This is a genomic window from Streptomyces fulvoviolaceus (genome assembly GCF_000718165.1).
GTDB lineage: Bacteria > Actinomycetota > Actinomycetes > Streptomycetales > Streptomycetaceae > Streptomyces > Streptomyces fulvoviolaceus.
In genome coordinates this window covers 40151-55041 of sequence record NZ_JOEY01000024.1, presented here as the reverse complement: position 1 = coordinate 55041, position 14891 = coordinate 40151, and the positions used below count along the sequence as shown (strand labels likewise).

The 14891-nt window shown below is 68.7% G+C and carries 16 protein-coding genes; 1 reads left to right on the top strand and 15 read right to left on the bottom strand.

Annotated elements, in window-relative coordinates:
* Positions 1-10 precede the first annotated feature (10 nt).
* The 9 genes from tatA to IG08_RS0125145 all read right to left on the bottom strand — a co-directional run bounded on the left by tatA (position 11) and on the right by IG08_RS0125145 (position 7405).
* Positions 11-301 carry a Sec-independent protein translocase subunit TatA gene (tatA, locus tag IG08_RS0125185; protein WP_030606513.1) on the bottom strand — a complete coding sequence of 97 codons (291 nt, stop codon included), beginning with the start codon at positions 299-301 and terminating at the stop codon, positions 11-13.
* Positions 302-561: 260 nt separating this feature from the next.
* Positions 562-756, bottom strand: a complete 195-nt coding sequence (locus tag IG08_RS0125180; protein WP_030606509.1) for a hypothetical protein — start codon at positions 754-756, stop codon at positions 562-564.
* A 10-nt stretch (positions 757-766) separates the two neighbouring features.
* Positions 767-1075, bottom strand: coding sequence for a hypothetical protein (locus tag IG08_RS0125175; protein WP_390898615.1), 309 nt, complete (start codon positions 1073-1075; stop codon positions 767-769).
* Positions 1072-2112, bottom strand: a complete 1041-nt coding sequence (locus IG08_RS0125170; RefSeq protein ID WP_030606503.1) for a helix-turn-helix transcriptional regulator — start codon at positions 2110-2112, stop codon at positions 1072-1074. The genes IG08_RS0125175 and IG08_RS0125170 overlap by 4 nt, the downstream gene beginning before the upstream one ends.
* Before the next feature lie 15 nt (positions 2113-2127).
* Positions 2128-3081: a helix-turn-helix transcriptional regulator gene (locus IG08_RS0125165; RefSeq protein ID WP_030606500.1), complete on the bottom strand. Its 954-nt coding sequence runs from the start codon at positions 3079-3081 to the stop codon at positions 2128-2130.
* Between the two features lie 129 nt (positions 3082-3210).
* Positions 3211-3582, bottom strand: a complete 372-nt coding sequence (locus tag IG08_RS0125160) for an FKBP-type peptidyl-prolyl cis-trans isomerase (protein ID WP_030606497.1) — start codon at positions 3580-3582, stop codon at positions 3211-3213.
* A gap of 60 nt (positions 3583-3642) precedes the next feature.
* Positions 3643-4647 (bottom strand): FKBP-type peptidyl-prolyl cis-trans isomerase, encoded by a 1005-nt coding sequence (locus tag IG08_RS0125155; protein ID WP_030606494.1) that lies wholly within the window; start codon positions 4645-4647, stop codon positions 3643-3645.
* Between the two features lie 127 nt (positions 4648-4774).
* Complete coding sequence (gene pafA, locus IG08_RS0125150; protein WP_030606492.1) at positions 4775-6136, bottom strand: Pup--protein ligase; 1362 nt, start codon at positions 6134-6136, stop codon at positions 4775-4777.
* Positions 6137-6145: 9 nt separating this feature from the next.
* Positions 6146-7405 (bottom strand): MFS transporter, encoded by a 1260-nt coding sequence (locus tag IG08_RS0125145; protein ID WP_030606489.1) that lies wholly within the window; start codon positions 7403-7405, stop codon positions 6146-6148.
* Between the two features lie 106 nt (positions 7406-7511).
* Here IG08_RS0125145 and IG08_RS0125140 point away from each other — a divergent pair, with 106 nt between their 5' ends.
* Complete coding sequence (locus IG08_RS0125140) at positions 7512-8528, top strand: LacI family DNA-binding transcriptional regulator (RefSeq protein ID WP_030606486.1); 1017 nt, start codon at positions 7512-7514, stop codon at positions 8526-8528.
* Between the two features lie 61 nt (positions 8529-8589).
* Here the strand turns inward: IG08_RS0125140 and prcA are convergent, their stop codons facing one another.
* The 6 genes from prcA to arc form a co-directional block, all read right to left on the bottom strand.
* A complete protein-coding gene (gene prcA, locus IG08_RS0125135) occupies positions 8590-9327 on the bottom strand; it encodes a proteasome subunit alpha (protein ID WP_030606483.1) in 738 nt (245 codons plus the stop codon).
* Positions 9328-9387: 60 nt separating this feature from the next.
* Complete coding sequence (prcB, locus tag IG08_RS0125130; protein ID WP_030606480.1) at positions 9388-10233, bottom strand: proteasome subunit beta; 846 nt, start codon at positions 10231-10233, stop codon at positions 9388-9390.
* Positions 10185-10862, bottom strand: coding sequence for an endonuclease VII domain-containing protein (locus IG08_RS57395; protein WP_078655758.1), 678 nt, complete (start codon positions 10860-10862; stop codon positions 10185-10187). The genes prcB and IG08_RS57395 overlap by 49 nt, the downstream gene beginning before the upstream one ends.
* Positions 10816-11031, bottom strand: coding sequence for a ubiquitin-like protein Pup (locus tag IG08_RS0125120; protein WP_030606474.1), 216 nt, complete (start codon positions 11029-11031; stop codon positions 10816-10818). Before IG08_RS0125120 ends, IG08_RS57395 begins: the two co-directional genes overlap by 47 nt.
* A gap of 155 nt (positions 11032-11186) precedes the next feature.
* Positions 11187-12698, bottom strand: coding sequence for a depupylase/deamidase Dop (dop, locus tag IG08_RS0125115; RefSeq protein WP_338060167.1), 1512 nt, complete (start codon positions 12696-12698; stop codon positions 11187-11189).
* A 234-nt stretch (positions 12699-12932) separates the two neighbouring features.
* Positions 12933-14699, bottom strand: coding sequence for a proteasome ATPase (gene arc, locus IG08_RS0125110; protein WP_030606468.1), 1767 nt, complete (start codon positions 14697-14699; stop codon positions 12933-12935).
* Between the last annotated feature and the right edge of the window lie 192 nt (positions 14700-14891).

Here is a 14891-nt window from a genome sequence, read left to right as displayed (position 1 = left end):
CGGCCCTGCGTCAGCGCTTGGTCGTGTCCGTCGGCTCGGCGACCGGGCGGGAGCTGGTCACGTCACCGGGAGCGGCCTGGATGGTGCGCTGGACGGGGGGCTGCTGGTCGTCCTGCGGCGGGGCCGCGGGAGCGGACGCGTTGTCCTGACCCTCGGTCTTCATCGCCTTGGCCTCGCTCTTGAGGATGCGAGCCGACTTGCCGAGCGAGCGCGCCATGTCGGGAAGCTTCTTCGCGCCGAACAGCAGGATGATGACGACGAGGATGAGAATGATCTCGGGGGCGCCGAGCCTTCCGAACATAAGTCTTTACCTTCTCACCGAGGCGGCTGGGGGTGGGTGCTGTCCGACCGGTCGGACATGTGTCCGATCAGTCGTGCTGGCAGCGATCGTAACGCTCAGGGGTGAACGTGTGGCAATCCCCGTGCGTACTCCCGGTCCGCGGCCGGGCCTCGTTCTCCGGGCCGCGACCAGCAGCGTACCTGCCGCGAGCACCAGGGTGACAGGGCGAAGTGGCGCAAAACGCATGCGACCCGGGACTCACACCCAACTCTCAGCCGGACTCACAGCGAGTCCACAGAGCGGGCCGTGCTCACGGCCGCCCGCTCCAGGTCCTCCGCGGCCCGGTTGATACGGCGCGCGGAGTCCGTGACCTGCTTTCCGAGGCGCTGCGCCTCCAGGAAAACGCGTACGGCGAGCACACCGAGGACGGCGAGACCCACGAAACCCACAGCTACGGCGAACATCGGCCAGAACATGGGGCCGAGCCTAGAGGGTGGAGTGCAGGCGCAGGGTCCTGACCCCGCCCCCGGTGAGCAGCTCGACGATCCGCTCACCCGCCGGCTTGCGGACCGCCTCGCCGCACTCGGGGCAGGTGAAGGAGTAGAAGGTGGTGCGGCTCGAGGCGCCGATGGCCAGGCGCAAGGAGCTCGCGGCGAGCTCGAAGCTGACCCGGCAGTCCGGGCAGCCCGCCCTGAAGGTCACCGGGGTCACGCTTCTCATCCCGGCGAACGCGGCGGCCACCGTCATTCCCTCGTGGGCCGTCACTCCCGCGCCAGACGCCGACGACTCGCTCAAAGCCCCTGCTCCTGCCTGTCGTGCTGCCCGTCGTGAACCGCGGACGCTCCGTGAGCGCCCTGCGCCTCGACCCCGTCGTACGCCGCCAGCGCCTCGCGGGCCGCCTGGCGGGCGCTGTCGGCGAGGTCGCGCGGCGAGACGATCCGGCCCTCACGGCCGAGCCGCAGCGCCAGCCGCCTGAGCGACGTCGGATCCGGGGTGCGCAGGCTGATACGCAGCCCGCCGTCCGGAAGTTCATCCGCACTGTCGTGCGGGTAGTACTCGGCGACCCAGCGCCCGCCGGGGCCGACCTCGATGACCACCTCGGGGTCCTCGGCCGCGGGCTGCACGAGCCCCTCGGACAGGTCCCTGAGCTCGATCTCGGGCGGCGCGGACGGCTCGTCGAGGATCCTGATCTCGGCGACCCGGTCGAGCCGGAAGGTGCGGCGCGCCTCGGAGCGGCGGCACCAGGCCTCCACGTACGTGTGCCCGACGCTGACCAGCCGGATCGGGTCGATCTCGCGCTCGCTGAGTTCGTCGCGGGCGGGCGAGTAGTAGCGGATCCACAGGCGGCGGCGCTCGGAGATGGCCCGGTCGACGTCCGCGAAGACGCCGCCCTCGGACTCGAAGGTGACCGACAGGCGCGCACTGGCGCCCGCCGTCTCGCCGGCCGCGGTCTCCACCTTGGCCGTGGCGCGCAGCAATGCCTGCCGGTCGCTCTCCCGCAGCCCGGGCAGCGTGGACACCGCGCGGGCGGCCACGAGCAGCGCGGTGGCCTCGTCGGCCGCGAGCCTCAGCGGCTCGGCGACGTCATCGGGGTTGTGCCACCAGATGCGCTCGCCGTCGGTGTCGATGTCGAGCAGGTCGCCGCCGCGGAAGCTGGTGCCGCACATGGGCAGCACGTCGAGGTCCGAGACCAGCTCGTCCTCGGTGATCCCGAAGGCGCGCGCCACGTCCTCGACCCGGGCGCCGGGACGCTCCCTCAGATACGTGACCAGGGAGAGCATCCGCCGGGTCTGGTCGATGGCGTTCGCGGGCCTGGCCGGTTTTCCCACCACTGTGCTACGTCCCCCTCAGCCCTTGGCCACGGCACGCAGCCGGTCCACCACGTCGGCCCGCAGCTCGGCCGGCTCCAGGACCACCACGTCCGGCCCGAACTCCACGAGCCAGGCGTCCAGTCCATGCCCGTACGGGATCTCCAACTCGTCCCAGCCGTCCCCCAGTTCCCGCACCGAGGCGGCCTTCGCCCGCAGCGGGTACCCCGCGTCCGTGCGCAGCCGGATCAGCGCGGAGCGGTCGGCGTTCTCCCCCGCCCAGCTCGCGACGGTCTCGCGGACCGTGACGACGTCCGGGACGGGCGCCGTGAACCTGGCTCCGCGGGTGCGCACCTTCCCGGTGATCCGGGAGAGCCGGAACACCCGCTCGGCGCCCCGGTCGCGGTCCCAGCCCGCCAGGTACCAGTGGCCACGCCAGCACTCCAGGGCCCACGGCTCGACATGCCGGGGCTCGGGGTGGGCGGCGGTGGCCTTGCGGTAGTCGAAGACGACCGGGCGGCGATCGCGGCAGGCCAGCATCAGCGGTTCGAACGACGCCTCGTGCACCGGGATGCGCGGCTCCAGGGCGCCATGCGACTCGTACGGGTCGAAGTCCTCGGGGAGTCCGGCCGCGCGCAGTTTCTGCAGCGCGCCGCTGGCCGCGCCGGCGAGCCGGGCCTGCTGCCACACCTTGGCGGCCAGGCCCAGGGCGGCGGCCTCCTCGGCGTCGAGGGTGACGGGCGGGAGACGGTTGCTGTCGCGGCGGGCGAGGTAGCCGACGTCGCCGTCGAGGTTCTCCACGGTCTCGATCACGAGCCCGAGTTCGCGCAGATCGTCCTTGTCGCGCTCGAACATCCGGTTGAAGGAGTCGTCGGAACCCGCTTCGAGATAGGCCTCGATGGACTCACGCAGCTCGCGTTTGCTGAGTGGCCGCCGCGTCCCGAGCAGACACAGCGCCAGGTTCATCAGCCGCTCTGCCTTGGCAATGGCCATCGACGCCCTTCGCCTCCCTATGGTGCTTACGGACGATGACCGTACCGCCCCGAAGTGGCGCGGCAAAAGCCGAGGGCCCATGCCCGGACAGGCATGGGCCCCAGCTGGTCGAGACCGGTCGTACGACGATCAGACTCCGAGGAGGTCGACCACGAAGATCAGGGTCTCGCCCGGCTTGATCGCCGGGGTCGGGCTCTGGTTGCCGTAGGCGAGGTGGGCGGGGATGGTCAGCTGGCGACGGCCGCCGACCTTCATGCCCTGCACGCCCTGGTCCCAGCCCTTGATGACCCGGCCGCCACCCAGCGGGAAGCGGAACGGGGTGCCACGGTTCCAGCTGGCGTCGAACTCCTCGCCGGTGCTGAAGGCGACACCCACGTAGTGGACGCTGACGGTCTGACCCGCCTGGGCCACCGCGCCGTCGCCCTCCCAGATGTCCTTGATCTCCAGGTCCGCCGGGGGCTCGCCGCCCGGGAAGTCGATCTCGGGCTTGTCGATGCTCACGTCACTAGCTCCTGCTTGTTCACGGAAAGGCAACAGGGACAGTCTTACACCTCCGAGGGGTCACATCTTCGCCAGGATGTCCACGGAGAAGACGAGCGTGGAGTCCTTCTCGATGCCGCTGCCCGACGGCGGGCTGTCGCCGTAGCCCAGCTTCGGCGGGATGGAGATCAGGACGCGGCTGCCGACCTTCTTGCCGGTCAGCCCCTGCGCCCAGCCCTTGACGACCTGCTCGAGCGAGAAGGACGCCAACTGACCTCGGCCGTACGTCGAGTCGAACTCCTTGCCGGTGTCCCACACCACGCCCTTGTACTGGACGAGCAGGCTGTCGGTGGCGGCGACCGCGTCGCCGTCGCCCTCGAGGATGTAGTTGGCCACCAGCTTGGTCGGGGCGTCCGCCTTCGGGATGTCGATGGAGGGGGCCTTGCCGTCGGTGTTGGTGCCGACCTTCGGCAGGTCCGCGTCGTTCTGTGCGACGTTCGTGCCCTTGGCGGAGCTCTTCGCGTTGAACGTCTCCTGCAGGTCGACGACGAAGACCAGCGTGTCGGTGCCCTTGATGCCCGCCTGGGAGTTGCCCTCCGTGCCGTAACCCCAGGTGGGCGGCACCGAGAACTCGACGCGACTGCCGGTCTTCTTGCCCGTCAGGGCATACCGCCAGCCATCGATGATGCTGTTCTGGGCGAGCTGGATGATCAGCGGCGCCTTGCGGTCGTAGGAGTTGTCGAAGACCTTCGCCGTGGCCCAGACCTGGCCGAGGTAGTGCGCCTGGACGTAGTCGTTCTCCGCGACCGTGGTGCCGCCGCCCGCGATGACCGTCTTCACCGCGAGCTGCTTCGACGGGTCGCCACTGCCCTTGGCGACCGTCGGCTTCTCACCGAACTTCGCGCCCGCGGTGATCGCCGGCAGCGGACCATCGACGATCTTCGGCGGCGGCGCGGCAGAGGCCGATGTCGACGCCGAGGGCGACGCGCTGTCACTCGCCTTACTCGAGTCGGACTTGTCGTCGCCGCAAGCGGCGAGCGTGGCCAGTCCTGCGGGTACGGCGATGAGGAGTGAGCGTCGGCGCACGGTGGGGGCCTCGTAATCGGTCGATCTTGTGATGGCGTGCGCGCAACTCTACGGCGTGAGAAGGGCGCCGTACGGGAAACGTACGGCGCCCGTGTTGCGTTCCGGCAATTCAACCGGAACGCGCTGCTCACATACCGGCGATCAGCTTCTCCACCCGGTCGTCGACGGAACGGAACGGGTCCTTGCACAACACCGTGCGCTGGGCCTGGTCGTTGAGCTTGAGGTGGACCCAGTCGACGGTGAAGTCCCGTCGCTGTTCCTGGGCCCGGCGGATGAAGTCACCGCGAAGGCGGGCCCGAGTGGTCTGCGGGGGTACGGACTTGCCCTCGAAGATCTTCAAGTCGTTGCAGATCCGGGCGGCTTGACCCTTCCTCTCCAGGAGGTAGTACAGGCCTCGGCGGCGGTGGATGTCGTGATAGGCGAGGTCTATCTGCGCGACCCGCGGGTGGGACATGGTCATGTTGTGCTTGGCCCGGTACCGCTCGATGAGCTTGTACTTCATGACCCAGTCGATCTCGGTGCCGATCCGGTCGAGGTCCTCAGCCTCGATCGAGTCGAGCACCCGGCCCCACAGCTCGAGGACCTGCTCGACCGTTCCGGTACGGATGCCGCGGCGCTCACAGAAGTCCACGGCCTTCTCGTAGTACTCGCGCTGCACCTCCAGCGCGGAGGCCTCGCGACCGCTGGCCAGGCGCACCTTGCGCCGGCCGGTGATGTCGTGGCTGACCTCGCGGATCGCCCGGATCGGGTTCTCCAGGGTGAGGTCACGCATCACGGTGCCCGCCTCGATCATGCGCAGCACCAGGTCGGTGGCGCCGACCTTGAGCAGCATGGTCGTCTCGGACATGTTCGAGTCGCCCACGATGACGTGCAGGCGGCGGTAGCGCTCGGCGTCGGCGTGCGGTTCGTCTCGCGTGTTGATGATCGGCCGGGAACGCGTCGTCGCCGAGGAGACGCCCTCCCAGATGTGCTCGGCCCGCTGGCTGACGCAGTACACGGCGCCCCGCGGGGTCTGCAGAACCTTGCCCGCACCGCACAGCAGCTGGCGGGTGACAAGGAAGGGAATGAGGATGTCCGCGAGCCGGGAGAACTCCCCGTGGCGTGCGACGAGATAGTTCTCGTGGCAGCCGTAGGAGTTACCCGCCGAGTCGGTGTTGTTCTTGAAGAGGTAGACGTCGCCCGCGATTCCTTCCTCATGCAGGCGTCGTTCGGCGTCCACCAGGAGTCCTTCGAGAATGCGCTCGCCTGCTTTGTCGTGCGTGACCAGTTCGGTCACGTTGTCACATTCGGGTGTCGCGTATTCCGGATGTGACCCGACATCGAGATAGAGGCGGGCGCCGTTTCGCAGAAAGACATTGCTGCTGCGGCCCCATGACACGACACGGCGGAAGAGGTACCGCGCCACCTCGTCGGGAGACAGGCGCCGCTGTCCCCTGAACGTACACGTGACGCCGTACTCGTTCTCCAGCCCGAAAATGCGGCGGTCCATGAGTGAACATTACGCCCGATCCCCTGAGCTGAAACGGGGTTCGACAGCACGGTTTGGATCATTTTCCGATGAAGCCGCAACTACCGCGCGTCCGGCGGGAGCTGCGAGGACCCGTCCCGTGGCCAGCAGAACCAGCAGGGAGACGCCCCCCGCGACACCCGGTACGGCGAAGCCCCACAGGGCCCCGCCCGCCTCGACGACCGGGCCCGCCAGCCCCGTTCCGACGGACGCGCCCACGGTGAACGTGGTCACGAACCAGGAGAACGCCTCGGTGACGGTCCCCCTCGGCGCGTGCCGGTCGACGAGCACGAAGGCACAGGCGATGGCGGGCGCCAGGAACACCCCGGCGACGGCCGTGAGCAGCGTCATGGCGACCGCGCCCGGCATCAGCAGCAGCGGCAGGTAACCCGCCGCCAGAAAGGCCACCAGGACCCGAAGTCGCCGCGCCGGCTCCCCCGCCCACTGCCGCGCCCCGTAGACGGCGCCGCCCACGAGCGCGCCGAGCCCCAGCGCCGCCATCATCCAGCCGAACACCGCGTCCCCGCCGTTGTCGTCCGCGTACGGCACGGCGGCGACCGTGATGGAGCCGAGCGCCATGCCCACGAAGAGGAACGCGCCGAGAAGCGCGAGGAGTCCGGGCGAGCGCAGGGCGCCGAGCCAGTGCGCCTCCCGCGGGGCCGAGCGCCACGCGCGCGAGGGCGGCGACACGACCACCGAGAGCGCGCCGAGCACCCCGATGGCGTTCAGCACGAGCAGCGCGGCCTGCCCCGACCACAGCGACACGAACAGCGTCACGAGCAACGGCCCGACGGTGAACATGACTTCCTGCGCCACGGCGTCCATGGCGTACGCCGTGTGCACCTGGTCCTCCTTGCGGAGGACGGAGGGCCACAGCGCCCGCAGACCGCCCTCCAGGGGCGGTGTGAAGAGTCCGGCGGCCGCCACGGCGGCGTAGGCGAGCGGCAGCGGCTCCGTGCCCGTGAAGGCGAACACGGACATCGCGAGGGCCGACAGGACAGCCGACGGCAGCTGCACACGGGGCTGGCCGTGCAGGTCCACCAGCCGCCCGAGCAGCGGCTGCCCCACGGCGTTGGCGACGCCGTAGACCGCCGCGAGCCCGCCGGCCAGGGTGTACGAGCCGCCCTCGGCGCGGACGAACAGCAGGATCGCGATCGCGGCCGTGGCGTTCGGCAGCCGGCCCACGAGCGTGCCGACCAGCAGCCGGGTGGCGTGCCTCGTCCTGAGGATCTCCAGGTATCCCGCGGCCATGTCCCGACCTTCCCTCGCCGAATGCGTTGAGGTTGTACGTATAACTCCCTTCGTCATACGTACCATGTGCGCTGTTCACGAGTCCAGACGAAGGAGCAGGGAGACGGTGGCACGAGGCAGCACCCGCCCCACGAGCCGTGACGTCGCCCGGGTCGCCGGGGTCTCCCAGGCCGCGGTGTCCCTGGTCCTCGGCGACAAATGGCGCGGCCGGGTCTCGGAAGCCACGGCGGAGCGCGTCCGCACAGCCGCGGGCGAACTCGGCTACCGGCCCAACCTCGCCGCCCGCAACCTGCGCCTGGGCCGCACCCGCACGGTGCTCCTCGTGGTCCCGGTGCTGACGACGGAGTTCTTCGCCGGCGTCTACACGGGCGCCGCCCGCATCGCCGCCGAGCACGGCTTCGGAGTGGTCCTCTACCCCTCCCCCGAGGGAATCGGCCCCGCCAAGGACCCCTTCGCCTCCGCCCAGGCCGCCCTGGACGGCGTCATCGCCTCCTCCATGGCCGCCGACGCCGTCACCGCCATCCGCGGCGACCAGCTGCCCCTGGTCATGCTCGACAGCGACCCCGAGGGCAGCCTGGGCGCGGCGACGGTCAACCTGGACATCGCCGACGGCGTCCGCCAGGTGGTCGACCATCTGGCCGGCCTGGGACACCGCCGCTTCCTGCACCTCGCCGCGGACGTGGCGTCCTGGACCTTCGACGTACGCGCCCGCGAGCTGGCCGCACGGCTGGAGGCGTTCCCGGGCGCGACGGTGCGCACCGCGCACGCGCCGATCACCATCGACGGCGCACGCGCCGCGACCGAAGCCGCCTTCGCCGCCCCCGGCCCCCGGCCCACCGCCATGGTCTGCGACGACGACAAAATGGCGGTCGGCGCCTACAAGGCGATCCGGCACCTCGGCCTGCGCATCCCCGACGACGTCTCCGTCACCGGCCTCGACGACCTCGCCCTGGCCACAGCCGTCGACCCCGAGCTGACCACCGTCCGACTGGACGCGGAGCTGTTCGGCGAACGCGGTATGCAGGCCCTCCTGGCGGTCCTGGAGGGCCGTACGCCCGAGGCGGGGGACATCCACGTCGAACTGGTCGTACGGGGCTCCACGGCCCCGCCCAGCGCCCCCTGAACGCCCTGTGCCCCGGCCGAGTCGCCGGCCGGGGCACATGAGGGATGAGGACGATGCGGAGTTACTCCTCCTCGGCGCTCTCCGCCTCCGTGGTCGCACCGCCGGTCTCCAGCAGACGGCCGAGCTGACGACCCACGATGCGCTTGAACTTGCGCTGCTGCGGACGCGTACGGTCCAGCACCGCGACCTCCAGGCGCTCCGCGGGGATCTCCCGCTCACTGCCGTTCGTGTCACGGGACAGGGCCTGGACGGCCAGCTTCAGCGCCTCGGCCAGGCTCATGCCGTCCTGGTGCCGCTGGTCCAGATAGCTGCTGATCTGCTCGGCGTTGCCGCCCACCGCGACCGAGCCGTGCTCGTCCACGATCGAACCGTCGTGCGGCAGCCGGTAGATCTGGTCGCCCTCCGGCGTCTCGCCGACCTCGGCGACCACCAGCTCCACCTCGTACGGCTTCTCGGCCGCACTGGAGAAGATCGTGCCCAGCGTCTGGGCGTAGACGTTGGCGAGACCGCGGGCGGTCACGTCGTCACGGTCGTAGGTGTAACCGCGGAGGTCGGCATAGCGCACGCCGCCGATCCGCAGGTTCTCGTACTCGTTGTACTTGCCGGCGGCCGCGAAGCCGATCCGGTCGTAGATCTCGCTGAACTTGTGCAGCGCGCGGGACGGGTTCTCGCCGACGAAGACGATGCCGTCGGCGTACTGCAGCACGACCAGGCTGCGGCCACGGGCGATGCCCTTGCGGGCGTACTCCGCCCGGTCGGCCATGGCCTGCTGGGGGGAGACATAGAACGGCGTCGACACCGGTTATCCATCCCTTTCTGTCGAAGTCACTGGATCACCTTGGCAACAACGGGCTCTCGCCTACAGCAGCGCGGCCCGCGGGCCGTCGGGCTGCTCCAGGCGCCGCTCCAGGATCGAGCGGGCGATCTCGGAGGACTCGTCCTCGCCGAGCCGGCGGAAGCCGTCCTCGGTGATCACGGTGACGATCGGGTAGATCCGGCGGGCGACATCGGGACCACCGGTCGCCGAGTCGTCGTCAGCCGCGTCGTACAGGGCCTGCACCACGAGCATCGTGGCCTCGGCCTCGGTCAGACCGTCGTGGAAGAACTTCTTCATGGCACCGCGCGCGAAGATCGAGCCGGAGCCGGTGGCGGCGAAGTTGTGCTCCTCGGAACGGCCGCCGGTGACGTCGTAGGAGAAGATGCGGCCCCTGCCCCGGTCCACGTCGTACCCGGCGAAGAGCGGCACCACGGCCAAGCCCTGCATGGCCATGCCCAGGTTGGAACGGATCATGGTCGACAGCCGGTTGGCCTTGCCCTCCAGGGACAGCTGCGCACCCTCGACCTTCTCGAAGTGCTCCAGCTCCAGCTGGAAGAGCTTGACCATCTCGACGGCGAGACCGGCGGTGCCGGCGATACCGACGGCCGAGTACTCGTCCGCCGGGAACACCTTCTCGATGTCCCGCTGCGCGATGACGTTGCCCATGGTGGCCCGTCGGTCACCGGCGAGCACGACGCCCCCCGGGAACGTCACGGCCACGATCGTGGTGCCGTGCGGCGCCTCGATCACGCCCTGCACCGGGGGCAGTTGCCGCTTACCGGGCAACATCTCCGGCTGGTGGTCCGACAGAAAATCCATGAAGGACGACGACCCAGGCGTCAGGAAGGCAGCTGGCAGACGCCCGGTGCTACGAGTGTTGGCTTCCACGCGATTCCTTCCAAGTAAGCGGCGGCCCGACGGACGGCGTCGGGGTCATCTCCCAACCTGCCGATGGCCGAATTGCAGTTGAAGCACAGTACGCCTCGGACCCTACCCGTCCTGTGGCAGTGATCCACATGTACGGCCGGGGCTTTCAGGCAGATCACGCAGAGCCCCATTTGAGAGGCGACCATCTCGGCACGCTCGGCTTCGGTCATGCCGTAGTGGCGCTTCAGGTGACCGGCACGCCCCTCGACGGCTCGGCACGCCTTGCAGCGCGTCGACAGTCCGTCCGAGGCCGTTGCATTGCGGTGCCACTCGCTCCACGGCTTCACCTCGCCGCACTTGAGACAGAGCTTGTGCCCTTCCGGGACTTCCGCCCTGGGACGAACATTCCGCCCCAGGCTCTGCTGACGCGTCCGGTGATAATCCGATGCGCAGTCTCGGCAGTGTCGCTGCAAACCGTCCAGATTGGACCGCCTGCGAGCGAAGTCTGCGTGCGGCTTGGTCTCACCGCACCGCACCGCACGCAGCGCTTCACGCCCTCTTCGCTTGCCAACCCCAGGCCTCCTGTAGCCTTCGATTCGAAGGCTACTGGCCACCTTTCTGAACGAATGAACGAACGAAGTCCTCGGCATTTTCTTCCAGGACATCGTCAATCTCGTCCAGGACGGAGTCCACGTCGTCGCTCAGCTTCTCCTGGCGCTCCTTGAGGTCTTCGGATGCCTGCGCCTCGGGCGCCTCCTCGACCTCCTCGGTGCTGCGCGTCGCCTTCTGCTGTCCGCCGCCGGTGTCCTTGGTCGCCATAACCCCTCACCCCGCTCGGTTCGACGTTCTTGATCAGACCCTACAAGCAGGGTCCGACATCGGCCCCGCAGTTCCTACAACGTACGGGGGCCATCTCGATGATTCCCGTCAGGCGGGCTTTCCACCCTGTCCGGCCGCCTCTTCCGGGTATCCGTTCAGTTACCCGACAGCACCCTGACCAGGTCTTCCGCGGTACGACAGCGGTCCAGGAGCTCCTTGACGTGATTACGCGTTCCGCGAAGCGGTTCCAGGGTTGGGACCCTCTGGAGCGAGTCCCGCCCCGGCAGGTCGAAGATCACGGAGTCCCAGGAGGCCGCCGCCACGTCGTCGGCGTACTGCTCCAGGCAGCGCCCCCGGAAGTACGCGCGCGTGTCCTCCGGCGGCTTCGTACGGGCCCGCTCGACGTCGTTCTCGTCGAGCAGGCGCTTGATGCGCCCACGGGCCACCAGACGGTTGTAGAGGCCCTTCTCGGCACGCACGTCCGCGTACTGGAGGTCGAGAAGGTGGAGCTTCGCCGCGTCCCAGTCGAGGCTGTCGCGGCGCCGGTAGCCCTCCATGAGCTCCCGCTTGGCGACCCAGTCCAGCTCGCCGGCCAGGCTCATCGGGTCGTTCTCCAGGCGGTTGAGCGTGTCCTCCCAGCGGACCAGGACGTCCTTGGTCTGGTCGTCGGCGTCGGCGCCGAACCGCTCCTCGACGTACTTGCGGGACAGCTCGAAGTACTCCATCTGCAGCTGGACCGCGGTGAGCGTCCGGCCGCTGCGGAGGGTGACCAGGCGCTTGAGCGTCGGGTCGTGGGAGACCTGGTGGAGGGTGCGGACGGGCTGGTCCACCGCCAGGTCGACGGCGATGAAGCCGTCCTCGATCATGGACAGGACGAGGGCTGTCGTGCCCAGTTTGAGATAGGTCGAGATCTCCGAGAGGTTCGCGTCGCCGATGATCACGTGCAGGCGGCGGTACTTCTCGGCGTCGGCGTGCGGCTCGTCACGCGTGTTGATGATCGGGCGCTTCAACGTCGTCTCAAGGCCCACCTCGACCTCGAAGTAGTCCGCGCGCTGGCTGAGCTGGAAGCCGTGTTCGTGCCCGTCCTGGCCGATGCCGACGCGGCCCGCTCCGGTGACGACCTGACGGGAGACGAAGAACGGCGTGAGGTGGCGCACGATGTCCGAGAAGGGGGTTTCCCGCTTCATCAGGTAGTTCTCGTGCGTGCCGTAGGAGGCGCCCTTGTTGTCGGTGTTGTTCTTGTAGAGGTGGATCGGCTGGGCACCGGGCAGCTGGGCGGCCCGTTCCGCGGCCTCCGCCATGATGCGTTCGCCGGCCTTGTCCCACAGGACGGCGTCCATCGGGTTGGTGACCTCCGGCGAGCTGTACTCGGGGTGTGCGTGGTCGACGTAGAGTCGCGCGCCGTTGGTGAGGATGACGTTGGCCAGGCCGATGTCCTCGTCGGTGAGCTGGCTGGAGTCGGCGGCCTCGCGGGCGAGGTCGAAGCCTCGCGCGTCCCGCAGCGGGTTCTCCTCCTCGAAGTCCCAGCGGGCCCGCCTGGCCCGGTGCATCGCCGCTGCGTATGCGTTGACGATCTGGGACGAGGTGAGCATGGCATTGGCGTTGGGGTGGCCGGGGACGGAGATCCCGTACTCCGTCTCGATGCCCATTACTCGCCGTACGGTCATGCGGCCCTCCTTGCCCGGCGGCGCCCTCGGTCGGGGGCGCCGCTCAAGTACCGCTGGCGCTCCGGTGCGTGTGCGGTGCCCGTCCCCGCACTCCGCGACTCGGCGGTACCGAAGAGCCTAGAACGCCTCTGCGCTGGTGGGGAGATCATTTGCGTCATTGCCTTGCTCCGGCCGTGTCCTGAAAAACAGTCGGCTGCGGGTACCCGGTGAGGGCACCCGCAGCCGCCCTGTCTATTACAGGTACTGACCGGTGTTCGCCACCGTGTCGATGGAGCGTCCGGTGTCCGCGCCCTGCTTTCCGGTGATGAGGGTACGGATGTAGACGATCCGTTCGCCCTTCTTTCCGGAGATCCGGGCCCAGTCGTCCGGGTTGGTGGTGTTGGGCAGGTCCTCGTTCTCCTTGAACTCGTCCACGCAGGCCTGGAGGAGGTGCGAGACGCGGATGCCCTTCTGCTTGTGGTCGAGGAAGTCCTTGATCGCCATCTTCTTGGCCCGGCCCACGATGTTCTCGATCATGGCGCCGGAGTTGAAGTCCTTGAAGTAGAGGACTTCCTTGTCACCGTTGGCGTAGGTGACCTCCAGGAAGCGGTTCTCCTCGGATTCCGTGTACATGTGTTCCACGGCCGTCTGGATCATGCTCTGGACGGTGGTGGACTTGTCGCCGCCGTGCTCTCCGACGTCCTCGGGGTGCAGGGGGAGGCGTTCGGTGAGGTACTTCTGGAAGATGTCCTTGGCCGCTTCGGCGTCCGGACGCTCGATCTTGATCTTCACGTCCAGGCGGCCGGGGCGCAGGATGGCGGGGTCGATCATGTCCTCGCGGTTGGAGGCACCGATCACGACCACGTTCTGCAGGCCCTCCACACCGTCGATCTCGGCGAGCAGCTGCGGGACGATCGTGTTCTCGACGTCCGAGCTGACACCCGAGCCACGGGTGCGGAAGAGGGACTCCATCTCGTCGAAGAAGACGATGACGGGCGTGCCCTCGCTGGCCTTCTCCCGTGCACGCTGGAAGACGAGGCGGATCTGCCGCTCGGTCTCACCGACGTACTTGTTGAGCAGCTCGGGACCCTTGATGTTCAGGAAGAAGCTCTTGCCCGTGGCCTGGCCGGTCACCTCGGCGACCTTCTTGGCCAGGGAGTTGGCCACGGCCTTGGCGATGAGCGTCTTGCCGCATCCAGGAGGCCCGTACAGCAGGACGCCCTTGGGCGGCCGCAGTTCGTGCTCCTTGAACAGGTCCGGGTAGAGGTACGGCAGCTCGACCGCGTCCCGGATCATCTCGATCTGGCCGCCCAGACCGCCGATCTGCTCGTAGCCGATGTCGGGGACCTCTTCGAGGACGAGTTCCTCGACCTCGCTCTTGGGAACGACCTCGTAGACATAGCCGGAGCGGGGTTCGAGCAGCAGGGCGTCGCCGGGGCGGATGGTGATGTCCAGCAGCGGCTCGGCGAGCCGCACCACCCGTTCCTCGTCGGTGTGCCCCACCACGAGGGCGCGCTCGCCGTCCTCGAGGATCTCCTTGAGGGTGACGATGTCGCCGACGCTCTCGTACTCCATGGCCTCGACCACGTTGAGGGCTTCGTTGAGCATCACTTCCTGGCCGCGCCGGAGCTCTTCGAGGTCCACGCTCGGGCTGACGTTCACCCGCAGTTTGCGACCGCCGGTGAAGATGTCGGCCGTGCCGTCCTCATTCGCCGTGAGAAAGACACCGAAGCCGGCCGGAGGCTGTGCGAGCCGGTCGACCTCCTCCTTGAGGGCCACGATCTGGTCGCGGGCCTCACGGAGCGTGTTGGCGAGTCGCTCGTTCTGGGCGGACACGCCGGCCAGGTTGGTCTGCAGCTCGACGATCCGCTCTTCGAGAATCCTCGTGTGTCGCGGAGAGTCGGCGAGCTTGCGTCGCAGGACGGCGATCTCCTGCTCAAGGTAGGCAATCTGCCCGGCGGGGTCATCGGACCCTCGTCCCGGGCGGATGCCGCGGTTCATGTCGTCGTCGTGGGCTGCCACGGTCCTCACCTCCTCCAAGGGGAGCTGGACGCTTCCAGACCCTACCTGGGTGGGTGTCGATTGAAACCCCTAGATCACAAAGACTGTCGAGGTGTGTCCGATCTTCACCCTTGCGCTCTCCCTCACGCCAGGGGAATACCCACCGAACATGATTGGGAAGCCGCCGGAGGTAGGGTCGAAGTGTTCAACACC